Origin of the sequence: Bradyrhizobium diversitatis (assembly GCF_016031635.1) — a bacterium.
Taxonomy (GTDB): domain Bacteria; phylum Pseudomonadota; class Alphaproteobacteria; order Rhizobiales; family Xanthobacteraceae; genus Bradyrhizobium; species Bradyrhizobium diversitatis.
Map to the genome: position 1 here is coordinate 120,808 of NZ_JACEGD010000021.1, position 21,978 is coordinate 142,785.

Genomic DNA, 21,978 nt, shown 5'->3' on the forward strand with positions numbered 1-21,978 from the left:
ATCCACGGCTTGGCTTTATTATCCAACCCGGATCAACTGAGACGTGGCCCCAGCTCGCCAAAGTCGGCGCGCTCAGTCCCGCCCCTTCTGCGCCCGATACAGGCTCGGCGTCGTCCCGACCGCCTTGCGGAAGGCGCGGTTGAAATTAGCCTGCGACGAAAATCCCGCGGCAAAGGCGATGTCGACCAGCGGGCGATCGCTGGTGGACAGGAGCCGCTTGGCGAGATCAAGACGCTGACGGCTAACATATTCATGCGGCGCGCTACCCGTCGCGGCCTTGAAGCTGCGGGAGAAATGCGCCGGGCTCATGCACGCCACCGAGGCCAGATCCTTCACCGTGACATCGCGCTCGACGGATGCGTCGATGAACTCCGTGACGCGCGACAGGCGCCTGGCATCGAGCGGCTTCTGGACGGCATACGACTGCTTCAGCCGGACTGACGTTGCCGCATAGCTGTGCACCAGATGAGCCGACAGGGCCCGTCCCAGGCTTTCGACCAAAAGGCGGCCGGTGGACGTTTCCTGCTCGAGCTCGGCGAGGATCCGGGTGGCGACATGCTCGATGAACATGTCTTGATCGATGGCCTCGTAGCGGATCGACATTCCCGACGGATCGATGTCGAGATCCCGGAGCATGGTGTCGTCGAACGGCTGTCCGGGAAGAAAGATATGCAGGCATTCCTGCATCTGGTTCTCGACGCGGATGAAATCCTCGCGGATGCCGGCCGGACAGAGCCACACGGTGCCCCTTCTGCCGAAAGTGCGCTGCCGCATGCCCGCGCCTTCCCGGTCGACGACCGAGCTGCCGCGCAGCAGGATGGCGATTTCGGTGTCGCGCGGCAATTGCGGGGGAAGATCGCCCGGCTCATGGCTCCAGCGCTCGGCCAGGAGATGCCCCCACCGCCGGTCGTTGGACGTCTGAAGCATTCTGCCGGTAACATATTTATCGACAGAGTTGCCAAGCATACCCATCGGAAATCTCCGCCAGATCACGCGATGTGTGGGCAGAAAGGTATTGCCGGGTCCAGCAATTACCATGCCAGAGATCCGGCGGTGCGTCCACCGGCCCCGAGCAGTCCGGGACAACAACACCGCACATTTTGAAAAGCCAGACTGCGCCCGGCCGCCGCATCCTTGGTCGTCTTGAAATCAGGAAGCGGAGAGATCCATGGCAAGGACCACGGTCATCGGCGCGTGCCCCCACGATTGCCCGGACACCTGTTCCATCCTGACCACGGTCGAGGATGGCAAAGCCATCGCCGTCCGCGGCAATCCCGATCATCCGTTCACGCGCGGACGGCTTTGCGTCAAGGTCAACAACTACGAGGAGCGCGTCTACAGCGACAAGCGCGTCCTGTATCCACTCAAACGCGTCGGACCGAAGGGCACCAGGCAGTTCCAGCGGGTCTCCTGGGAGGAAGCGGTCGCGACCATCGCGGCGCGCTGGACATCCGTCATTGCCGAGCACGGCGCGCAGGCGATCCTGCCCTACAGCTATCTGGGCACGCAGGGCGTCATCAACGGGCTGAACGTCGGCGATCCCCTCTTCAACAAGCTCGGCGCGACCGTTCTGGAGCGCACCTTCTGCGATTCCGGCTCTTGCACCGCGTACATGATGACGATCGGGCACACGCCGGGCGTCGATCCCGAGAGCTTCGTGCACTCGAAGTACATCATCCTGTGGGCCTGCAACACGCTGAGCACGAACTCGCATCACTGGCCGTTCATCGAGCAGGCGAAAAAGGCCGGTGCCAAGCTCGTGGTGATCGATCCGGTCCGCACTCGCACCGCACGCCTTGCCGACTGGCATATTCCGATCCGTCCCGGCACCGACGCTGCGCTGGCGCTCGCGATGATCCACGTCATCATCAAGGAGAATCTGGTCGATCGCGACTATATCGACAAATACACCGTGGGCTACGACGAGCTGGCCGAACGGGCGTCCAGCTACACACCCGAATTCGCCTCGCAGGAAACCGGCATTCCCGTCGACGACATCCTCAAGCTCGCGCGGGAATATGCGACGACACCTCCGGCCGTCGTCCGCATCGGCGTCGCGGTCGAGCGGCATGCCGGCGGCGGTCAGACCGTGCGCGCGATCGCCTGTCTTCCGGGACTGATCGGCGCCTGGAAGCACGTCGGCGGCGGGCTGCTCCAGCTCCCGATCTGGGCGTTCCCGGTCCGATGGGACGTGCTGATGCGTCCCGATCTCCAGCCGGAGAAGATGCGCGTGCTCAATTCCTGGCGCCTTGGAGCTGCGCTGACGGGCGAACTCGGCTTCGATCCGCCGATCAAGGCGCTGTTCGTCTACAATGCCAATCCAATGGCGATGGTGACCGAGCAAGGCAAGCTCGAAAAGGGATTGGAACGCGAGGATCTCTTCACCGTCGTCAGCGAGCACTTCCTGACCGACACCGCGAAATACGCCGACATCGTTCTGCCCGCGACCACCCAGCTCGAGCAGAAGGACATCATGTTCTCCTGGGGGCATCTCTATCTGTCGTACAACAACCAGGCGATCGCGCCGCTCGGCGAGGCCGTGTCCAATACCGAGCTGTTCCGCCGGCTCGCGCGCGCGATGGGCATCACCGATCCCTCCTTCTTCCGGAGCGACGACGAGATCATCGAGGCCTCCCTCGACTGGAGCAGCCCGGTGCTCGCAGGCATCACGCTCGACGACGTCAAGGCCAAGGGCTATGCGCGCCTCAACATGCCCGCGCCGGCCGACTGGGCGCCGCACCGCGAGGGTAATTTTCCGACCGCATCGGGGAAGTGCGAATTCAAGTCGACGATCGCCGGCGGCGGCAACTTCGTGGTGCCGCTGTTCCGCCAGGGCTACAATGGCGACCAGGATGCCGCGCCGGTCGATCCCCTGCCCCACTACATCCCGCCGAACGAGAACCCGCGCACCGCGCCCGTGCTCGCAACGCGCTATCCGCTCAGCCTGATCTCGCCGAAGAGCCACGCCTTCCTGAATTCGAACTACGGCAACCTGCCGGCCCAGACCGCGCAGGCGGGCGAGGAGCAGGCGGTGCTGCTCAATCCGGACGATGCGGCACAGCGTGGCATCGTCGCGGGCGCGCCGATTCGCGTGTTCAACGACCGTGGCGCGTTCGAGGCGTTCGCGACCGTTTCGGCCGACGTCATGCCGGGCGTGGTGGTGGCTCCGTCCGGCTACTGGCAGCGGTCCAATCGCCGGGGCGCGACGGTTCACGTGCTGACGCCTCCCGCCTTCGCCGACCTCGGACGTGCCCCGACATTCTCGGACATCCTCGTTCAGGTCAGCGGGGCCTGACGATGACATATGTGGTCACCGACAATTGCCGCGGCTGCCGATACACCGAATGCGTGACCGTCTGTCCCGTGGAGTGTTTCCACGTCGACGACGCCATGACCTACATCGATCCGGAAAACTGCATCGATTGCGGTGGCTGCGCACCGGCTTGCCCGGTCGGCGCGATCGAGCCCGACTATCGCCTCGCCGCGGACAAGAAGTACTGGATCGACGTCAACCGCAAGCGCGCGACCGAAACTCCCGTCATCAGTGCGCGCCTGCCGGCCCTGCCGGGGGCCGATGAACGCAGGCGGGCGCTGGGCCGATGACGGGGTCCGTCGCAAACGAAAACCGCATCGCCGTCGTCGGTAGCGGACCGAGCGGCTTCTACACCACCGAGGCCCTGTTGCGCTCGGGCGTGCCCTTGACGGTCGACATGTTCGAGCGGCTCCCGGTACCGTACGGGCTGGTGCGGTTCGGCGTGGCCCCCGACCATCCGAAGCTCAAGCAGGTCACAACGGCCTTCGACCGGATCGCCACCATGCCCGGGTTTCGCTTCATCGGCGGCGTGACCATCGGAGACGACGTCTCGATCGACGAGCTGCGCAAGGCCTATGACGCCGTCGTGCTGGCAACGGGCGCGGAACTGAGCCGGGCGCTCGACATCCCGGGCGAAGCACTCCCGGGCAGCCACACGGCGGGCGATTTCGTCGCGTGGTACAACGGGCATCCGCAGTTTGCGGATCTGCGGATCGATCTTCATCATGAGACCGCGATCGTCATCGGCCATGGCAACGTCGCTCTCGACGTGGCGCGCATCCTCGCCAAGACTGCGGACGAGCTGCGCCGGACCGACATCGCACGCCACGCGCTCGAGGCGCTGGCCGAGAGCCGGATCCGCGAAATCCACGTCGTCGGCCGCAGCGGACCGGCGCAAACCAGATTCACCGCAAAGGAATTGCGTGACTTTCTCGAACTCAACACATGCGATACATGCGTCGACATGCGCAACGTCAGCTCCGATGAATTCGAGCCGCCATCTCCCGACGATCCGGAGCTGACCGAAAAATTGTCGTTGCTGCGCGCGTTCTCGCAGGCCGCCGTGACGAAGCCGCGGCGCTGCGTTCTTCGATTTCGTCTGTCACCCGTCGCGCTCCGCGGACGAGACCGCCTGGAGGCCATCGCGTTCAAGCAGGAATCGGGCGCTGTCGAGGACATCGCATGCGGCCTCTCGCTCAGCAGCGTCGGCCGGAAGACCACGCCGGTGGCTGGGGTTCCCTATGACGCGCATCGCGGCGTGCATGCGAACATCGACGGACGCGTCGCAGCCGATGGTTCGGTGATCGAGGGCCTCTATGTCTGCGGATGGAGCAAGCGCGGGCCGAACGGCACGATCGGCACCAATCGCGGCTGCGGGATCGCGACCGCAGAGGCGGTCCTGGCGGATATCACCCATCGACGGCCGCGCTCGGATACGCCTGACGCACTGCTTGCGCGCCTAACCGGCCGCGGCGCACGCATCGTGAGCTATCCGGATTGGGCCACGATCGACGCGGCCGAAAAGCGCAGGGGAGCCGCGCTCGGCAAGCCCCGGGAGAAGTTTGTCACGATTCCCGACATGCTCGCGGCCGTGCGCGCGTGACGGAGAACCGTGCACCGCCGCGAAGCTAACGGCATCATGCGAGCGCAGCGGAGCAATCCAGAATCTCTGCGCGGAAAAATTCCTGGATTGCTTCGCTGCGCTCGCAATGACGATGGGGAGCGAGCTCAGCTCGATCGTCGATGCGTGCCCCGGACGCAGCGCAGCGTCTCCCTGGCGATGCGAAGCATCGTCCAGTGACGGTGCGCTGCTGAGCCGGGGCCTATGTTGCGGAGATGCGTCGTGCGGCTTCCTGAGTCCCGGCTCTGCACCGCAACGCCGTAAGCGCGTTTACGCGCGTCCTCGACGCGCTATGGGGCGTTGCGGTACGTCCGGGACACGAGAGAACGCCGCGCATGGCGAAGACTCAGCTCCGCTCGCGACGACGGCGTACCAACAGCTACTCCTGATCGACGAGATCGTCCTCGAGGATGGCCATCTGGAACTGGAACGAGCGATCATCGTCCTCGTCGTCGACGAAGAGCACACCGATGAACTCCTCGCCGATATAGACTTCGGCGGAATCGTCCTTCTTCGGCCGCGGCACGACGCGGATCTTGGGATTGCCGAATACGCGCTTCAGATACGCGTCGAGCTTCCTTACTTCCTTGACGTCATCAAAGTCCGTCTTACAGCCCCATGGCGTTGATCATCTGATCCATGGTGCGCGAAGGCTCGGCGCAGCCGGCTTCGCCGACGATCTTGGCGGGCACGCCCGCGACCGTGACGTTGTGCGGCACCGGCTTGACCACGACCGAGCCGGCGGCGATGCGGGCGCAGTGGCCGATCTCGATGTTGCCGAGGATCTTCGCACCGGCGCCGATCAGGACACCGTGACGGATCTTCGGATGACGATCTTCATTCTCCTTGCCGGTGCCGCCGAGCGTGACGCCGTGCAGGATCGAGACGTCGTCCTCGATCACCGCGGTCTCGCCGCAGACGAAGCCGGTGGCGTGGTCGAGGAAGATGCCGCGGCCGATGCGCGCGGCGGGATTGATGTCGGTCTGGAACACCGCGGAAGCGCGGCTCTGCAGATAATACGCGAAGTCCTTGCGGCCCTTCAGATAGAGCCAGTGCGCGAGGCGATGAGTCTGGATGGCGTGGAAGCCCTTGAAGTAGAGCAAGGGATCGATGAAGCGCGAGGTCGCGGGATCGCGATCGTAGACGGCGACGAGATCGGCACGGAAGGCGTTGCCGAGATCGGGATCGTCACGCAGCGCTTCGTCAAAGGTCTGGCGCACCAGATCGCCCGACAGCGCGGAGTGATCGAGGCGATCGGCGACGCGATGGACCACGGAGTCTTCGAGGCGGCTGTGGTGCAGCACCGTCGAATAGATGAAGGTCGCAAGCTCGGGCTCGCGGTGGACGATGTCCTCCGCCTCGCCCCGGATCCGATCCCAGATCGGATCGAGCGATGCGAGCTTTCCTCCCGGATTGACCTGATGCACTGCCATGCGATTTGCTCTCTCGAATTGGCCTCTTTTACCGGCTGTATAGCACAGTCCAGGCGACAAAGTCCTGACGGGCTTGCCTCAGGAGTGAACAGCACCTTGCCCCGCGGGGCACGCTAAGGCTTTGAAACACAAGCATTTCTTCTGACGCCCCCAGGCGGCTAGGTCGGCTCAAGGTGGTCAGAGTTCTGCCAAATTCAAGCGGGGCGGCATCAAACTATTGGTGAATTCTCTCCGAGCCGCTATTGCAGGCGAGGTCCGAACGAGGGGCACGGAACCGATTTGACCATCACCACCGATCAATTGCGCGCACGCGCCGCTGATACGTTTTGGCTTCGGCTCGCGGCGGCGGCCCTGCCCCTCCTGATGATCGCGCCGGCGTTCTGGAACGGCTATCCGCTGTTGCAATGGGATACCGGCGGCTATCTGGCGCGCTGGTACGAGGGCTATCTCGTCCCCAGCCGCTCCACGGTGTTCGGCCTCTATCTGCATTATGGCGAGAGTTTCGGCTTCTGGATCAATCTCGCGGTCCAGTCGCTGGCGACGCTGTGGCTGCTGCAGCTCACCCTTCGCGTGCTCTCGATGATGCAGACCTTCCGCTTCGTCGCGATCAGCCTCGGCCTGATCCTGTCGACCGCGCTGCCCTGGCTTGCGAGCCTGCTGCTCACCGACATCTTTGCAGGACTCTCGGTGCTGTCGCTGTTCCTGCTGGTCATCGGAGGACAGCGCACGTCGCGGCTCGAAAAGATCGCGCTGTTCGCCTTCACCGCCTTTGCGGCGGCGACCCACAGCGCGACGCTCGGCGTGCTGCTCGGTCTCTGCGCCGCCGGCTGGATGGCGCGGCCGTTGGTGGGCAAGCGGCTTCCGCTCGCCGGATTGACACAGGCGAGCCTCAGCATCGTTGCGGGCGGCCTGATGCTGGTGTCGGCGAATTATGCATTGTCCGGCAAGTTGGCCTGGACGCCCGGCGGCTATGGCGTCGCCTTCGGCCGCATGCTGCAGGATGGCATCGTTGCGCGCTATCTCAACGACCATTGCCCGCGCGAACGCTACAAGCTCTGCCCCTATCGCAACGAGCTGCCGGCGAGCGCCGACGAATTCCTGTGGGGCAAGAGCATGTTCAACACGCTCGGCCGCTTCGAAGGAATGAACGAGGAGATGGGCTACATCGTCGTGCATTCGCTCGCGGACTATCCGGCCTGGCAAGCCGGCGCGGCGTTGCGCGCGATGGGACAGCAATTGCTGCATGTGGCGACCGGCGAAGGCACCAATGGCTGGATCCCGCACACCTACGGCATCATCGAGCGCTACATCCCCGCACAGGTCGCGCCGATGCGGGCGGCGCGGCAGCAGCACTGGGACATCGATTTCGTTTACGTCAACTGGCTGCATGTCCCCGTCGCGCTGGCCTCGATGCTGGGGCTGGTTTGGTTGCTCGCACATGCGCTGGCGAAGCGCCGGCTGGACGACCTGACGCTACTGGCCGCGACGGTGACGCTGGCCTTGCTCGGCAACGCCTTCATTTGCGGCGTGATCTCAGGGCCCCACGACCGCTACGGCGCGCGGATGGTGTGGGTTGCGACTTTCGTGGTGCTGATGGCGGTGGCGCGGCGGTTTGGCGAGGATGCCAAAGCGGGATGAATTTTGGTTTGATCGCGACAACGAGATACGCCCCCTCTCCCACTTGCGCAGGGTTATCGCGTATGACTTTTCGGACGGCCTGAGCAAGCGCCTCGTCTTTCGAGACGACCGCTTTGCGGTCTCCTCAAGACGAGGCTTCGCCAGAGCGGTGTGCTCTGAAACTGCTGCTGCACATTCCGTCCTCATCCCGAGGGCCCGCCGGAGGCGGGCGTCTCGAAGGATGGCCGCAGGCGCGCTTCCCGCTGCTTTTTCTCGTCCTGCCACAGGTCATCCTCGAAATGCCTGTCACTGTAATTATCGTGTCTCACTTCAGGGGGGCAGTCCAGAACGGTCGCCGTAATTTCACACCGCCTTGGCGAGCGCGAACAGCCGGAAATCCTCGAGCGCCGCGTGCCGGTGCGGAGCGACGTCGCGCCGGTAGGTCTCGGTTTCCACGATCGAGCGGAAGGTGGCGAAATCGCCGTATTCATTGATCGCCGCTTCGTCCCAGCGTTCGCCTGGCGAGCCGACGAGGTTCGCCAGGACCGGAACGGAAAACACCCGCACGAGCGGCTTACCGGCCGCCAGACGCCGGAATGCCGGCCTGTAGCGTTCATTGAAGGCTTCGCGGCCCGAGCAGGGCGCGGCGTCGAATCCGTCCTCGTAGCGCGCCCGCGCGCGGTAGCGCAGCAGATTGAGCATATAGACCGGCTGGCCGGATGGAATCGCCCGCTCGGCGGCGTCGAGGGCTTGCAGAGTGATTTCGATGGGGTTCATGGGACTTCCCGCGTTTCCAGCGCCGCAGAATGCGCGCCGACGCTCCCTAATTAGTCGTTCGGGAACGGCCCTTGTAGTGACTGGAGAGCCATGACTATGTGGACTCCATGTCCACAACGACTTTGCCTCCCGACCTCTCGCGCCTCCTCGCCTTCGTCCGCGTCGTCGAGGCGGGCTCCTTTGCCGAAGCCGCGCGGCGGGCGGGGACGACCACCTCGGCGATGTCCAAGGCGGTCGCCCGCTTCGAGAAGGCTCACGGGCTGCGGCTCTTGCATCGCTCCACCCATTCGTTGGCGCTGACCGACGAGGGCGACAGGCTGATGACGGCGGGACGCGCGTTGGTCGAAAGTCTCGCCCGTGTCCAATCCGCGCTCGGCGACGTCGCGCGCGACGATGGCGGACGGGTACGCGTGACCGCCCCCGCCTCGTTCGCGCGCGCCTGCATCCTGCCGCGACTGCCCGCGTTCCTGCGGGAACGGCCGGAAATCGAGATCGAGGTCAAATTCCGCAACGAGATTCTCGATCTCGCGGCGGAAGGCGTCGACATCGCGATCCGCTCGGGGCCGCTCGACCGCGCGCCCGGCCACCAAGCGCGGCGGCTTTGCACGTTCTCCTGGATCGCCTGCGCCTCCCCCGCCTATCTGAAGGCGCGCGGCGCGCCGGCCACTCCCTTTGAGCTTTCCGCGCACGACCACGTCGGCTTCCGCAATCCCGCAAGCGGTCAGATCCTGACCTGGCGCTTCGCCGACCCGCGCGACAAAGCCCCCATTCGCGTCACGCCCAAGCCCAAGCATATTTGCGACGACGCGCATGCGTCGCTTGCTTTGATCGCGAATGGGTTCGGGGTCGGCTGGGGGCCAGCGTGGCTCGTTGGCGAAGACCTTCGCACCGGCCGGCTGGTCGAAGTGCTGGCGCCCTGGCGCGCGCCTGCGGAACCCCTATGGATGCTGCGCACCTCCGGCCGCCGCCCGCCCCTGCGCACACAGCGCGTCATGTCGTTCCTCAGCACGCTTCCCGCCGCGTTCAGCGACAAGGCGGTGTGAAGCAGCGGTCGTCACCGAAATTGAGGCGCCAGGAAACTATCTTGGCCCTTTGCCGGCTCAGCCGCGGCGGGAAAGGAAATCGAGCACGCCGGTCTTGTAGACCTTGTCGCCGACCGCACGCATGTGGTCGCGATTGGGAATGTCGAGCACTTCCGAACCGGGAATGATCGCGCCGAGCGCGCTGGCACTTCCCGCGACGTCGTCGGCGCTGCCGACCGCGATCAGGACCGGCACCTCGATGCGCGCAGCTTGCTGCCTCGTCATGAGATCGCGCGTACCGCGCAGGCAGGCGGCGAGCGCACGGCGGTCGGAGCGGGTCTGATCGGCAAACGCGCGAAACGTGCGGCCGACGGGATCGGTGACGTCCTCGAGCTCCGGCGCTTCCAGTGCTTTCGCCACGTTCTCGCCGGGCCCTGTGCCCTCGATAAGGCCGCCGATGCCGATGCCGCCGAGGATCGCCGAGCGCAGGCGCTGCGGCTCGTTGAGCGAGAGCCACGCCGTCATCCGTCCCCCCATCGAATAGCCCATGATGTCGGCCCGTGGGATGGCGAGATGATCCATCAGCGCGAGCACGTCGCCGGCCATGGTCGGGATCGAGTACTGTTCGGGCTCGTACAGCTTCGCGCTTTCGCCGTGGCCGCGATTGTCGAGCGCAATCACGCGGCGGCCATTCTTGCGCAGCTCCGAAACCCAAGTCGGATAGACCCAGTTCACGTTCTTGCTGGAGGCAAAGCCGTGCACCAGGACGATCGGATCGCCCTCGCCTTCGTCGAGATAGGCAATTTCAACGGCGCCGTTGTGAAAGCTCGGCATCATCAGTTCCGTGGGGTCTTGTGGGGATGGGTCGATCTTAGAGCATGATCCGGAAAAGTGTGCAGCGGTTTTCCGGCAACATCATGCTCAAACAATAGCCTGGAGCGCGTCGCACTTCAGGCCGTGGTGCCCGCGCTGGCCAGAGCGGCGTCAGCCGCGATCTGCGCCCGGCGAAACCGCCGCGCCCGCCTGCGATCGCACCAGGCCTGGGTCAGGCGCTCGGTCGTCGCCTTGATGGAGGACAGAAGGCCGAACAGCGTCAGCGCCGCACTGAGCAGCCAGAGCGCCAGATCGAACGCGCCGCCAATGAGCAGCAGCGCGCCACGGCCCAGAAGCTTCATGATCGCGCGCGTCTTGCCGCCCTGCGCTTCCGCCAGCCGCGCCGCGCGCGCGACGTCCTTGGGACCCTCGGCCATGCGCAAGGTGTCCATCGCACCGCGCGTGCCGGTCTTTTCGACGACGCGCGTGACGTCCTTGCCGAGCCGGACCAGCGCACCGGCCTTCTCGGCCCGGAACGCGGCCTTGATCGCGCTCACGGTCTGGCCAGGGCGCAGCACCGAGCCTGATACCACCGCATTCCGGAGCGCCGGCGTGTCGACGACCTCGCGCGCCGACCGGCCGGCCCATGCGGCAAGTCCCTCGCCGAGCCGACCGACTTTGCGCGCATCCTTCACCAGCGTCAGTCCGGCGCGCACCGGCGCGGCACCGCCGACGGACACGTAGGTTGCCGCCGTCACCGCAAGGCCGGCAGCTGCAAGGGCGAGCACGAGACGATCGGTGTCCTCGCCCATGGCAAGATGCTTGCCCTCGCGCACCACGTCCCTGATGTCGCCGAACACGAACAGATCGCCCGCCACCGTTCCCGACAGGCTCGCGACGTCGTCGGCGTTGCCGGTGACGAGACCGGTGGCAAATCGTTTGGCGAAATGCGAGGTGGAGTTCTCCGCCTCGACGGCGTCGCTGACGCGGTTCAGGAGGTCGTCGGGAAGCGCGATGTTGCGATCGCGTGCCAGCGCGACGAAACTGTCGGCGAGATCGGCATCGCCGGCGGCGAGCGCCGCCTCGATATTGTCCTGAACCAGCCGCTCGTTCCCCCGCAGCAGCGCATCGAGCTTCAGCTCCGACAGCGCAGAGGGATCATCCTGGGCAGCGAGGATCGCGCCGGCCTCGCGGGCATGCGGCGCGACCTGCACGAGCATGAAGCTGCACGCCGCGATACCGGTCAACGCTGTGCTGATTCGCAGCCACTTCATGCGGAAAGCCTGGATGGTCCCTTCGGGTCGCTTGCGCCTGACGATTTCGTCCTTCGTCGCAACTTGCAGTCGTCCATAGAGATAGTTTGCCAAAATTGCGACACAACGTCCCCGACGAAAGAAGGGCTTCTCTCAGGCCCCAAGATTGTGTCGAATTTGCATGAGCAAATGAGCATGGGGCAATTGCGAACCTTTCGGTTCCACTGGACTAGCAATCATCTGTACCCGCAAGTATGGTCCGCGGCGCCTCAAAGAGGCCGCGTCAGTTCTTGATTGTGTCTGCCGCCATTGCCACTCCAGGATGAGTTACGATGTCCGACCATGTCGTCCCGCACTTCCATAACGATGCCGGTGTTCCCGTCATCGAGATCGGCTCGCAAGAGTTCATGTGTGTGGGCGCCAACCCTCCGTTCGATCATCCGCACGTCTTCCTCGACCTCGGCAACGACAACGAGATCATCTGCCCCTATTGCTCGACGCTGTACCGCTTCGCGGCCGACCTGAAGCCGGGCGAAGCCCGCCCGCCGGAATGCGTCCTGAAGGACAAGGTGGCCTGACCGCTTCCGTCGGTCAGGGGTGGCGCTCTCCCGAACGATTGTCATCGCCGGTGCCGGTATCGGCGGCCTGACGGCCGCGCTTGCGCTCGCGGCCCGCGGCTTCCGCATCGTCGTGCTGGAAAAGGCCGAGCGGCTCGAGGAAGTCGGCGCCGGCCTGCAGCTCTCCCCCAATGCCAGCCGCGTCCTGGTCGAGCTCGGCCTGACCGAACGCCTCAAGGCGCGCGCGGTAACCCCGGAAGCGGTCTCGATCATGAGCGCGCGCGCCGGCGGCGAGCTCTTGCGCATGCCGCTCGGCGAGGCAGCGTCGGCGCGGGCCGGCGCTCCGTATTGGGTGGTGCACCGCGCCGACCTCCAATCCGCGCTGGCAGGCGCTGTCGCCGATCATCCCGACATCGACCTGAAGCTGGGTGCAACCTTCGAGGACGTCGCGCCCCACGCCAAGGGCCTCACCGTCGTCCATCGCAGCGGCACGATCCGCCGCAGCGATCTCGCGAGCGCCCTGATCGGCGCCGACGGCATCTGGTCGACGGTCCGCCAGCATCTGTTCCCCGAGGTGCAACCGCGCTTCTCCGGGCTGATCGCCTGGCGCGGCACGCTCGATGCCGCGCAACTGCCGAAAGACTATGCCGCGCGCCGGGTGCAGCTCTGGATGGGCCCAAACGCGCATCTGGTCGCCTATCCGATTGCCGGCGGACGCCAGATCAACGTGGTCGCGGTGCTGCCCGGCACCTGGAACCGGCCGGGCTGGAGCACGCCCGGCGATCCTGTCGAGGTGATGGACGCCTTTGCCGCCCCGCGCTGGCCGCCGCCGGCGCGGATGATGCTCGCCCCGGTCGACAGCTGGCGGAAATGGGCGCTGTTCGGCGTGCCCGACGGCTGCCCCTGGAGCAAGGGCCCGGTGGCGCTGCTCGGCGACGCCGTGCATGCGATGCTGCCCTTTGCAGCCCAGGGCGCCGGAATGGCGATCGAGGATGCCGCCGTGCTCGCCCGGCATTTGAGCCCTGAGGCCGCCGAGAGCACCACGGACATCGCCGCCGCGCTGACTCAATACGGCCGTGCCCGCCAGGCGCGGGTCCTTCGGGTGCAACGGACCGCGCGGCAGCAGGGCAGGATCTATCATCTCGGCGGGCCGCTCGCGCTCGCACGCGACCTTGCGATCCGCGCGCTCGGCCCGGAGCGCATGCTGGCGCGGCAGGACTGGATCTACAGTTGGCGTCCCTGATGCGAAGCGCGGTCCGCGGGACGCCTCAGCAGATCACCTTTTTCCGGATATCGAAGCAGGCCTGCCAGCGGGTGATGGCGGCTCCGCCGCAGGCGGCGTCGCCTCAGGCATCTCCCGGCACTTGTTGCGGCGCCAAGCCTCCTCCGCCAACTGCGACTGCCCGCGGACGGCAATATAGTCGTTGCGATAGGCAAGCTCGGACACGACCGCGCCACCTGCCCCCGTCTCGGCCTTCTCCATCAGCCTCTGCAGATCGGCAGTGCGCTTGGCGAGCGCCTTGCGCTCGGTCTGCAGCTGCTTGCAGTCGTACAATTCGTATCTTGCGGGATCGGCAAAGGCCGGTGCGATCGTCTCGCTCATGCCGGCGCAGCCGGAGAGCGCGGCGCCGGCGACAAGCAGCACGAGGAGCGCGCCACAGCCGCGCAGCGAAGAGGAAAACGAAGCAGCCATGCCGGATGAATAGTCCCCGTGGATTGAGAATGCCTAAAGCAACAACAGATGTCCGGATTGAGGCTTTGCCTTGTGCGTCCGGCTCGCTTAAGGAAGAACCGTCCCTCCGCGTCCCCAACGCGCCAATTCCAGATGGCCGGAGATGGACTTAAGTGATTGATCCCGTTGGATCAAGCGGGCATGGCGGAATTGGTAGACGCAAGGGACTTAAAATCCCTCGGTGCGCAAGCGCTGTGCCGGTTCGACCCCGGCTGCCCGCACCATCTTTTTAGGCGCTGAACGACTGGCGCATGGAGGTGCTGGTCAGGCGTGCAGCAAAAGATCGGGCCCAAGCAATCCGGCGATCCCGGGCCGCGCGCCTTTCAGCGATAGATGCTCCAATCAATTGAGTGCACTGTCGCCGTAATACCGGCAGCTGCGCTCGGATCCTCATCGTATCGCGTCGTCCGATCCACTGGCGGGCTTTTGATGAATTCAGCTGAATTCGCACGAAGGCTGAAGCGTCGCCATCGTATATGTAGAAACCGCCTCCGAACCTGCCCGCTGTGCCGATGATAACCCATCCGCACCCCCCGGTCCTTAGCGGCGACTGGCGCGACTTATCAGTGATCGGGAGAAACCGGACCCCATTTGCGGGTTTTATCGGATGTCACGGCGGTGAGTTGCCGGCTAGTCTGCGCGGATCGCTCGGAATGGGAAACAATCCGTCCGAAGCTAAAGCACAGGATGCGGGTTCAACGTTTGATCTGCAGGATCGCGTGAAGTGCGTGTACGGTCTGGTCCATAGTGAGTGTATCAAGATGCGTTTTATCCTCGGCCTGATGACCCTCATCACCGTCATAGGGATCTCATCCATGGCGCATGCTCAAGCTGCTTCGAACGACCGGTACTGTCTACAAGGTCGCGGATGGGGTTTTCCTGGAAATTGTCAGTTCGCCACCCGTCAACAATGCCTGGTGGCGGCGTCGGGAACTAACGCGCATTGTGGCCTTAATCCACGCTACGCCGCTCATCGGCGAACGTAGCCCCGTGGCAGAAGGACAAACGGCCTGTTCGCGTGATGGCAAGGATGGCGGAACCAGTCGCGACCGCGCGTTTTGGCGACGCGCCGGGAGCGACTGTCAGGAATCCTTGTAGAGGTCTGATCACCTGGTTCGCGTGATCTGCCGGCCGTCAGAAGGAGTGCCATGGAGCGCATCTGGCTCAAGCACTATCCGCCGCGCGTTTCGGCGGAGGTCGACCCGTCGCGATACGCATCGCTCGTTGGGATGCTCGAAGAGAGCTTTGCCAGATATCGCGAGCGCACGGCCTTCATCTGCATGGGCAAAGGGTTGACCTACGGCGAAACCGATGAGATGTCGCGCGCCCTCGGCGCCTGGCTGCAGAGCAGAGACCTGGCGATCGGGGCGCGCGTCGCCATCATGATGCCGAACGTGCTGCAGTATCCGGTGGCGACCTGCGCCGTCCTGCGTGCCGGCTTCACTGTGGTGAACACTAACCCCTTGTACACGGCGCACGAGCTCGAGGCTCAGCTCGCTGATGCCGGCGCCGAAGCCATTATTGTGCTTGAGAACTTTGCGCATGTCCTGCAGCGAGCGATCGGCAAGACCAGCATTAAGCATGTCGTCGTTGCCTCCATGGGCGACCTCCTCGGCACGATCAAAGGCACGATCGTCAATCTGGCGGTACGGTGGGTGAGGAAGATGGTGCCGGCTTATTCGCTTCCCGGCGCAACGCCGTTCAATGCTGCCCTCGCGGCCGGCAAGAGCATGACCTTGACAAAGCCGCAGCTTGGATCCGACGATCTCGCATTCCTGCAATATACCGGCGGGACCACGGGCATTCCCAAGGGCGCGATGCTGTTGCATCGCAACGTGGTCGCCAACATGCTGCAGATCGACAACTGGCTGCAGCCGGTGCTGGAGAACGAGCCGAGGGTCGATCGTTTGACCGTCATGGCGGCGCTGCCGCTCTATCACATCTTCGCGTTGACGGCCTGTTTCCTGCTCGGCGTCCGTACCGGCGGCCAAAGCATTCTCATCCCCAACCCGCGCGATATTCCCAGCCTCATCAACGAGCTTGCCAAGTACAAGGTGAACCATTTCCCCGCGGTGAACACGCTTTACAACGCTCTGCTCAATCATCCTGACTTCGGCAAGATCGACTGGAGCATGCTCAAATGCGCTGTCGGCGGTGGCATGCCGGTGCAGAAAGCGGTAGCGGACCGTTGGTTCACGGCGACGGGCGCGCCGCTGTGGGAAGGTTATGGCCTATCGGAGACGTCACCGGTCCTGACGTGCAGTTCGCCGCTCGATCTGGCGTGGGACGGGACCATAGGACTGCCCTTGCCATCAACGGACATCTCGATTCGTGACGACGACAGCAACGCGGTGCCGCTTGGGCAGCCGGGCGAGATCTGCGCGCGCGGCCCGCAGGTGATGGCGGGCTACTGGAAACGACCGGATGAGACGGCCAACGTCATGACACCCGACGGCTTCTTCCTCACCGGTGATATCGGCATCATGGACGAAACCGGACGGGCCCGGATCGTCGATCGCAAGAAGGACATGATCACGGTCTCCGGGTTCAAGGTCTATCCGAACGAGGTCGAGGCTGTGGTCTCGAGCCACCCGGGAGTGGGCGAATGCGGGGTGATCGGCATCCCCGATCCACGCTCCGGCGAGGCGGTAAAGCTGTTCGTCGTCAAGAATGATCCAAACCTCACCGAAGCGGACCTGATCGCCTACTGCCAGACGCGGCTCACGCCATACAAGGTCCCGCGGCTGGTGGAGTTCAGGAGCGAGCTGCCGCAGACCAATGTCGGCAAGATCTTGCGCCGGCAGTTGCGTGAGGAGTCGCGGACGATTGACACCCGGGCTGCATAAAGCGATCGCGGTCCGCTTGGCCATACACGCTGAACGCCACGTTGGAGAACGATCATGGCAGCTTGGTCCCGTGCTGCCGAGCTTGCTGACCGGACGCCCCCGTCCCGAAACCGCTACGTCGATTTCCTACGAGCTATGTCGATGCTGATGGTGACCGTCGGGCACTGGCTGGCCGCCGCGCCCTATTTCGACGCAGCCGACACGTTGACCACATCCCACATCCTGACGGTCGTTCCCTGGACCGCCTGGCTCACATGGATCGTGCAGGTTATGCCGATTTTCTTTATGGTCGGCGGATACGCGAACGGCACCAGCTGGCGTGCCGCGCGGCGGGACCACAAGTCATATGCAGCCTGGCTTGAAGGCCGGTTGCGCCGTCTCGTGTGGCCAATCCTGCCACTGCTCGTGGTTTGGGTAGCGATCGTTGCCATTGAGTACGCCCGCGGCGTGCGGCCGGAGCTGATCAGCTATGGTTCGCAGGCGGCGTTCATACCAATCTGGTTCCTTGCGGTGTATATCGGAATTACTCTGCTGGTGCCAGCCATGGAAAGCGCGTGGACCCGATTTGGTATGAGATCGTTCTGGGCTTTGACAGCTGCTGCGGTCGCTATTGATGTCATGTACTTTTCAGTCGGTTTGCGTTGGCTTGGTTTCGCCAACTATCTCTTCGTCTGGGCGGCGATCTTCATGCTCGGGTATGCGTGGCTCGACGAGCGGTTTTCCGCGCGCGGGACGCTGCTTGTCGGTGCCGTTCTGGGCTTTGCAACGCTATTCTTACTGGTACAGAACGGGGCCTATCCTGTCTCAATGATTGGCGTCCCCGGCGATCCGATCAGCACCACGACGCCGCCGAAGGTCACGCTGATAGCGCTCGCAATCATGCAAGGCGGGTTGCTGCTTGCTGCGCAAGCACCTGCGCGCCGCTGGCTGGCTGGCCGCGTCGCGTGGACCGCCACCGTGGTGATGAATAGCAACATCATGACGATGTTCATCTGGCACCTGACGGCCACCACCCTTGTGATCCTCGTCGCCTATCTCGCCGGTGGCTTCGGTCTGCGGCTTGAGCCAGGAAGCTCTGAGTGGTGGTGGTCCCGGTTCCCCTGGCTCGCAGCGAATGCGATGGCGCTCATTCCTCTTGTTGCGGCCTTCGGACGCTTTGAGCGGCCGCGCGCAACCGACGGCGCACCGGCGCCCGCGTGGCGCTACGTGCTCGGCGCATTCATGACAGGCGCCGGCCTTTCGCTGCTTGCGGCACAGGGAGTTGGCGGACATAGCAGTTTTGGGTTGAACGTGTGGGGTCTCACGCTCGCTTTCGTGGGCATCGGCCTCATCGCAAGCAGGATCGGTGCGTCGCGCGGCGTAGTCTAGCTAGCGCCCGGCGCCGGCAGCGAACAAGGAATCCCTCGGTGCGCAAAGCGCTGTGCCGGTTCGACCCCGGCTGCCCGCACCAACGGAGCTGATCGCGCAGGCCGTGCGCGGCCCGAAAACGACCGCGCGGTAAATCCATGACGTCCTGCAAGGCGCGTTCGCGCTGTACGAATTCGTCCGACTCGCGCGCCAGCTCGTGATCCAGCTCGACGGCGCCACGACCGTGATGCTGATCCACGATGCCGCCGCCGGACAGTTGGCGCTCGATCTGTTCGAGCGGGCCCGCAGCACCCGCTGACCTCCTTTGCCGTCGGCGCCGACGGCTCTCGCCAAATCTTGTCCGCCCCCGATCCGCCTGCCAGCCATCCCGAAACGAGGGTTGTGCGATGCAGCATCGAGGGTAGATAACGCCCCTGTATTTCAGGGGTAACCTTCTTGTCTGACGTCAATGCCGACGATTGGGTGTCCGCGGGACACCGCCCGATGGGTTTTCCAGAATTCGTCATCGTGATCGCGGCCATCATGGCGCTCAATCCGCTTGCGATGGACATGATGCTGCCGGCGCTGCCCAACATCGGCGCCGCCTTCGAGATTCCCGTCGCGAACCATCTTCAGCTGGTGCTGTCGACCTTCCTGATCGGTTTCGGCGTCGGCCAGTTCGTCATGGGCCCCCTGTCGGACCGCTTCGGCCGCCGGCCGGTGCTGCTCGGCGGCATGGCGGTCTATGCCGTGGCGAGCGTGCTGGCGGTCGCAGCGCCCTCGTTCGAGACGCTGCTGCTGGCGCGCGCGCTTCAGGGCCTCGGCACCGCGGCGACGCGCGTGATCGCGACCTCGATCGTGCGCGACTGCTATGTCGGCCGCCGCATGGCGAGCGTGATGTCGCTCGCCATGATGGTGTTCATCGCGGTGCCCGTGATCGCGCCCTCGTTCGGACAGGCGGTGCTGCTGGTGACGGCGTGGCGCGGCATCTTCGTGGTGCTGATGCTCTACGGGCTCCTCGCGCTCGCATGGTGCGTGCTGCGGCTGCCAGAAACCCTTCCCGAGTCAGAGCGCCGGTCGCTGGCGCCCGCCGACATACTCTCAGCCTTCCGGCAGACCGTGACCCATCGCCAGACCATCGGCTATGCCACGGCCGCCGGCAGCGTGATGGGCGCACTATTCGCCTACGTCTTCTGCGCCCAGCAGATCTTCACCGGCATCTATCGCCTCGGCCATTACTTTCCGCTCGCTTTCGCGGCGGTCGCGGTCGGCGTCGCCATTGCCGGCTTCCTCAATGCAAGGCTGGTCGGACGGCTCGGCATGCGCGTGATCTCGCACGGCGCGCTGACGCTCTACACCGTCGTGGCCGGCGTGATGCTGCTGACGGAAAGTCTCGGCGTGCTGCCGCTCGCCTTGTTCATGGTGCTCTCCGCCCTGATGATGTTCTCGTTCGGCATGATGGTCGCCAACTTCACTGCGCTCGCGATGGAGCCGCAGGGACATATCGCCGGCACCGCCTCCTCGCTTTACGGCTCGATCACGACGCTGATCGGGATCGTGGTCGGCATGGCGATCGGGCAGAGCTTCGACGGCACGCTGCTGCCCTTCTCGGTCGGCTTCTTCCTGTCGACCCTCGCCGCGCTCGCGATCGTGCTGGTGGTGGAGAAAGGGCGGCTGTTCAAGCCGCATCATCGCCCTGTCGCTTGAGGAACTTCCCGAACCTATCGATGTTGTACCGCAGCAATCGAGAGGATTGGCGAGATGGAACAAGAGAGCAGAGCGGATCAGCCCGCGTCGAAGACCGAGCGGCCCGCTCCTCGGGAACTGTTCGAAGAGCGGCGGGACCGAAGCCTGCCATTCGCAAGTGAAGGTCTGGAGCAGGTGCGCGACAGCCACTGCTGATTCAGACCGAAGTCATGTCATAGAAAACGGCGCCGCGGTTCCCCCCGGCGCCGTTCGCTTTTCAGACGGAGGCGCTGTTGCCTACTCCGACTTGCTGACGTTCCAGAACAGCGGCGTCGCCGGACCGTCGAGCAGGCCGGTCAGCGATTTGCGCCAGCCGCTCGGCAGGAGATACTGCCCCAGCGGGATGTAGATCACCTGATCGTACGCCTCCTGCTGGATCTCGGCCGCGATCTTCTTCTGCGCGTCGAGCGAGGGGGCGCGGACGAACGCGTCCTTGAGCTGCTCGATCTTGGGGTCTTCGGCCCAGCCGAACCAGCCCTTCTTGCCCTGGCCGCCGATCGAGAGATTGGCGATCGGGTTGGCGACGTCGGCCGCGACCCAGTTGGTGAAGAACATGTTCCAGCCGCCCTCCTTCGGCGGCTTCTGGCTGGCGCGCCGGCTCACCACCGTCTGCCAGTCAGTCGCCTGCAGGTCGACCTTGAATCCGGCCTCGCGCAGCAGCTGGGCCGCAACGATCGGCTGCGCCTTGAGCGTCGTGACGTCGCCGGGCGCCATGATCACGATCGGCGTGCCGTCGTAGCCGGACTCGGCAAGCGCCTTCTTGGCTGCAGCCATGCCGTTGCCCTTGATGAGGGTCTCGGCGCCGACGTCGGTCGCGAGCGGCGTATCGCACACGAAGAAGGCGCCGCAGATCTTCTGATATTTCGGGTTGCCGACGAGCGCATCGAGAACGTCCTTCTGGTTCATCGCCAGCAGGGCAGCTCGCCGCACCTTCACGTTGTCGAACGGCGGATGCAGGAAGTTCATGCGGCCGAGCGTCTGGAAACCGAACTTGTTGGAGACCTCGATCGTGAGCTCCTTGTTCGATTCCAGCACCGGCAGCATGTCATACGGCAGGTTCTCCATGAAATCGATGTCGCCCGACTGCAGCGCGTTCACTGCGGTCTGCGAGTCCGGCATGGTGATCCACTCGACGCGATCCACCTTCACCACCTTGCCGCCGGAGGTCCAGCTTGCGGGCTCCTTGCGCGGCACGTAGTCGGTGTTCTTGACGTAGACCGCCTTCACGCCGGGCTGGAATTCCGATGCCACGAACTTGAAGGGACCCGAGCCGATCTGCTCCGGGATCTGCTTGTCCGGCGGCGTCTCGGCGAGACGCTTCGGCATCATGAAGGCGACGCGCGAGGACGGCTTGCCGATGGAATCGAGCACCAGACCGTAGGGCTCCTTCAGCTTCAGCGTGATGGTCTTGGCGTCGGTCGCCTCGATGCTCGCGGTGAAGTCCATGAGCTTCTGGCCCATGCCGTCGACCGCTGCCCAGCGCTTCAGCGAAGCGACGCAGTCTTCCGCCGTCACCGGCGCGCCGTCATGCCACTTCAGGCCGTCGCGCAGCGTGAAGGTGTAGGTGAGCTTGTCGTCGGAGATCTTCCAGTCCGCCATCTGCGGCTGGATCTTGAAGCTCGAATCCGGGGCCACCAGCGTGTCATAAATCATGTAGCCATGGTCACGCGTGATATAGGCCGTGGTGAAGATCGGGTCGATGATGCGCAGATCCGAATGCATCACCGCCGTAATGGTCTTGCCGGCCGCAAGCACTGGCGAGGCCAGCGCGGTCGAAAGCGCGACGACCGACAGCGCAAGTTTGGAGGCGAACGCGCGACGCCCCCGGCGCATGAAGTGGAACATAGAAAGTTCTCCTGACGTGAAACTGTTCAAAGGCAGGTCATTGGTTGAGCATGCGG

18 protein-coding genes, 1 tRNA gene and 1 pseudogene are annotated in these 21,978 nt (G+C 64.6%); 12 read left to right on the top strand and 8 right to left on the bottom strand.

The genetic code is table 11. The features are described 5' to 3' along the window. Positions 1–72: 72 nt before the first annotated feature. The gene (locus tag H1B27_RS23510; protein ID WP_082822266.1) at positions 73–927 is read right to left on the bottom strand and encodes an AraC family transcriptional regulator; all 855 of its coding nucleotides are present in this window, start codon (positions 925–927) and stop codon (positions 73–75) included. Between the two features lie 241 nt (positions 928–1,168). On the opposite strand from H1B27_RS23510, the gene H1B27_RS23515 reads away from it, so the two are divergent. Genes H1B27_RS23515 through H1B27_RS23525 form a run of 3 tightly spaced genes read left to right on the top strand, consistent with a single transcriptional unit; the run spans position 1,169 to position 4,916 of the window. Continuing rightward, on the top strand, positions 1,169–3,295 hold the full coding sequence (locus tag H1B27_RS23515) for a molybdopterin-containing oxidoreductase family protein (protein ID WP_197967668.1): 2,127 nt from the start codon (positions 1,169–1,171) through the stop codon (positions 3,293–3,295). Between the two features lie 2 nt (positions 3,296–3,297). Beyond that, positions 3,298–3,603 carry a ferredoxin family protein gene (locus H1B27_RS23520; protein ID WP_061882850.1) on the top strand — a complete coding sequence of 102 codons (306 nt, stop codon included), beginning with the start codon at positions 3,298–3,300 and terminating at the stop codon, positions 3,601–3,603. Next, a complete protein-coding gene (locus tag H1B27_RS23525) occupies positions 3,600–4,916 on the top strand; it encodes an FAD-dependent oxidoreductase (protein ID WP_197967669.1) in 1,317 nt (438 codons plus the stop codon). Before H1B27_RS23520 ends, H1B27_RS23525 begins: the two co-directional genes overlap by 4 nt. 397 nt (positions 4,917–5,313) lie before the next feature. Here the strand turns inward: H1B27_RS23525 and H1B27_RS23530 are convergent. Beyond that, positions 5,314–5,529 (bottom strand): annotated as a pseudogene (locus tag H1B27_RS23530) (DUF3126 family protein); the annotation flags it as partial. Positions 5,530–5,542: 13 nt separating this feature from the next. Next, complete coding sequence (gene cysE / locus H1B27_RS23535) at positions 5,543–6,367, bottom strand: serine O-acetyltransferase (RefSeq protein WP_028180886.1); 825 nt, start codon at positions 6,365–6,367, stop codon at positions 5,543–5,545. A gap of 279 nt (positions 6,368–6,646) precedes the next feature. Between cysE and H1B27_RS23540 the strand changes: the two genes are divergently transcribed. Next, on the top strand, positions 6,647–8,005 hold the full coding sequence (locus H1B27_RS23540; RefSeq protein WP_197967670.1) for a hypothetical protein: 1,359 nt from the start codon (positions 6,647–6,649) through the stop codon (positions 8,003–8,005). 342 nt (positions 8,006–8,347) lie between these two features. On the opposite strand, the gene H1B27_RS23545 is transcribed toward H1B27_RS23540, so the two are convergent. Further along, positions 8,348–8,761, bottom strand: coding sequence for a hypothetical protein (locus H1B27_RS23545; protein ID WP_197967671.1), 414 nt, complete (start codon positions 8,759–8,761; stop codon positions 8,348–8,350). A gap of 107 nt (positions 8,762–8,868) precedes the next feature. Here H1B27_RS23545 and H1B27_RS23550 point away from each other — a divergent pair, with 107 nt between their 5' ends. Further along, positions 8,869–9,804: a LysR family transcriptional regulator gene (locus H1B27_RS23550; protein ID WP_197967672.1), complete on the top strand. Its 936-nt coding sequence runs from the start codon at positions 8,869–8,871 to the stop codon at positions 9,802–9,804. A 57-nt stretch (positions 9,805–9,861) separates the two neighbouring features. On the opposite strand, the gene H1B27_RS23555 is transcribed toward H1B27_RS23550, so the two are convergent. Further along, the gene (locus H1B27_RS23555; RefSeq protein ID WP_061883050.1) at positions 9,862–10,617 is read right to left on the bottom strand and encodes an alpha/beta fold hydrolase; all 756 of its coding nucleotides are present in this window, start codon (positions 10,615–10,617) and stop codon (positions 9,862–9,864) included. A gap of 116 nt (positions 10,618–10,733) precedes the next feature. Continuing rightward, entirely contained in the window at positions 10,734–11,870 is a 1,137-nt protein-coding gene (locus tag H1B27_RS23560) for a hypothetical protein (RefSeq protein ID WP_197967673.1), read from the bottom strand. A gap of 311 nt (positions 11,871–12,181) precedes the next feature. Here H1B27_RS23560 and H1B27_RS23565 point away from each other — a divergent pair, with 311 nt between their 5' ends. Further along, positions 12,182–12,427, top strand: a complete 246-nt coding sequence (locus H1B27_RS23565) for a zinc-finger domain-containing protein (protein WP_008562814.1) — start codon at positions 12,182–12,184, stop codon at positions 12,425–12,427. A 19-nt stretch (positions 12,428–12,446) separates the two neighbouring features. Continuing rightward, positions 12,447–13,649 carry an FAD-dependent monooxygenase gene (locus tag H1B27_RS23570; RefSeq protein WP_061882856.1) on the top strand — a complete coding sequence of 401 codons (1,203 nt, stop codon included), beginning with the start codon at positions 12,447–12,449 and terminating at the stop codon, positions 13,647–13,649. Positions 13,650–13,682: 33 nt separating this feature from the next. On the opposite strand, the gene H1B27_RS23575 is transcribed toward H1B27_RS23570, so the two are convergent. Continuing rightward, positions 13,683–14,099: a hypothetical protein gene (locus H1B27_RS23575; RefSeq protein ID WP_061882857.1), complete on the bottom strand. Its 417-nt coding sequence runs from the start codon at positions 14,097–14,099 to the stop codon at positions 13,683–13,685. 174 nt (positions 14,100–14,273) lie between these two features. On the opposite strand from H1B27_RS23575, the gene H1B27_RS23580 reads away from it, so the two are divergent. The 5 genes from H1B27_RS23580 (at position 14,274) to H1B27_RS23605 (ending at position 20,038) form a co-directional block, all read left to right on the top strand. Next, positions 14,274–14,362: transfer RNA gene (locus tag H1B27_RS23580), tRNA-Leu, on the top strand. Between the two features lie 558 nt (positions 14,363–14,920). After that, positions 14,921–15,124, top strand: a complete 204-nt coding sequence (locus tag H1B27_RS23585) for a DUF3551 domain-containing protein (RefSeq protein WP_245312232.1) — start codon at positions 14,921–14,923, stop codon at positions 15,122–15,124. Positions 15,125–15,286: 162 nt separating this feature from the next. Beyond that, positions 15,287–16,984: a long-chain-fatty-acid--CoA ligase gene (locus H1B27_RS23590; protein WP_197967674.1), complete on the top strand. Its 1,698-nt coding sequence runs from the start codon at positions 15,287–15,289 to the stop codon at positions 16,982–16,984. Between the two features lie 54 nt (positions 16,985–17,038). Continuing rightward, positions 17,039–18,352 (top strand): acyltransferase family protein, encoded by a 1,314-nt coding sequence (locus H1B27_RS23595; protein WP_283817026.1) that lies wholly within the window; start codon positions 17,039–17,041, stop codon positions 18,350–18,352. 435 nt (positions 18,353–18,787) lie between these two features. Beyond that, positions 18,788–20,038, top strand: coding sequence for a multidrug effflux MFS transporter (locus H1B27_RS23605; RefSeq protein WP_197967676.1), 1,251 nt, complete (start codon positions 18,788–18,790; stop codon positions 20,036–20,038). 276 nt (positions 20,039–20,314) lie between these two features. Here the strand turns inward: H1B27_RS23605 and H1B27_RS23610 are convergent, their stop codons facing one another. Then, on the bottom strand, positions 20,315–21,922 hold the full coding sequence (locus H1B27_RS23610) for an ABC transporter substrate-binding protein (RefSeq protein WP_061882861.1): 1,608 nt from the start codon (positions 21,920–21,922) through the stop codon (positions 20,315–20,317). Positions 21,923–21,978 lie beyond the last annotated feature (56 nt).

Coding starts and splice junctions, on each gene's coding strand:
- H1B27_RS23510 (WP_082822266.1), bottom strand. CDS start 927: ATGCTTCAGACGTCCAACGACCGGCGGTGGGGGCATCTCCTGGCCGAG.
- H1B27_RS23515 (WP_197967668.1), top strand. CDS start 1,169: ATGGCAAGGACCACGGTCATCGGCGCGTGCCCCCACGATTGCCCGGAC.
- H1B27_RS23520 (WP_061882850.1), top strand. CDS start 3,298: ATGACATATGTGGTCACCGACAATTGCCGCGGCTGCCGATACACCGAA.
- H1B27_RS23525 (WP_197967669.1), top strand. CDS start 3,600: ATGACGGGGTCCGTCGCAAACGAAAACCGCATCGCCGTCGTCGGTAGC.
- cysE (WP_028180886.1), bottom strand. CDS start 6,367: ATGGCAGTGCATCAGGTCAATCCGGGAGGAAAGCTCGCATCGCTCGAT.
- H1B27_RS23545 (WP_197967671.1), bottom strand. CDS start 8,761: ATGAACCCCATCGAAATCACTCTGCAAGCCCTCGACGCCGCCGAGCGG.
- H1B27_RS23550 (WP_197967672.1), top strand. CDS start 8,869: ATGTCCACAACGACTTTGCCTCCCGACCTCTCGCGCCTCCTCGCCTTC.
- H1B27_RS23555 (WP_061883050.1), bottom strand. CDS start 10,617: ATGCCGAGCTTTCACAACGGCGCCGTTGAAATTGCCTATCTCGACGAA.
- H1B27_RS23560 (WP_197967673.1), bottom strand. CDS start 11,870: ATGAAGTGGCTGCGAATCAGCACAGCGTTGACCGGTATCGCGGCGTGC.
- H1B27_RS23565 (WP_008562814.1), top strand. CDS start 12,182: ATGTCCGACCATGTCGTCCCGCACTTCCATAACGATGCCGGTGTTCCC.
- H1B27_RS23575 (WP_061882857.1), bottom strand. CDS start 14,099: ATGGCTGCTTCGTTTTCCTCTTCGCTGCGCGGCTGTGGCGCGCTCCTC.
- H1B27_RS23585 (WP_245312232.1), top strand. CDS start 14,921: ATGACCCTCATCACCGTCATAGGGATCTCATCCATGGCGCATGCTCAA.
- H1B27_RS23590 (WP_197967674.1), top strand. CDS start 15,287: ATGGAGCGCATCTGGCTCAAGCACTATCCGCCGCGCGTTTCGGCGGAG.
- H1B27_RS23595 (WP_283817026.1), top strand. CDS start 17,039: ATGGCAGCTTGGTCCCGTGCTGCCGAGCTTGCTGACCGGACGCCCCCG.
- H1B27_RS23610 (WP_061882861.1), bottom strand. CDS start 21,922: ATGTTCCACTTCATGCGCCGGGGGCGTCGCGCGTTCGCCTCCAAACTT.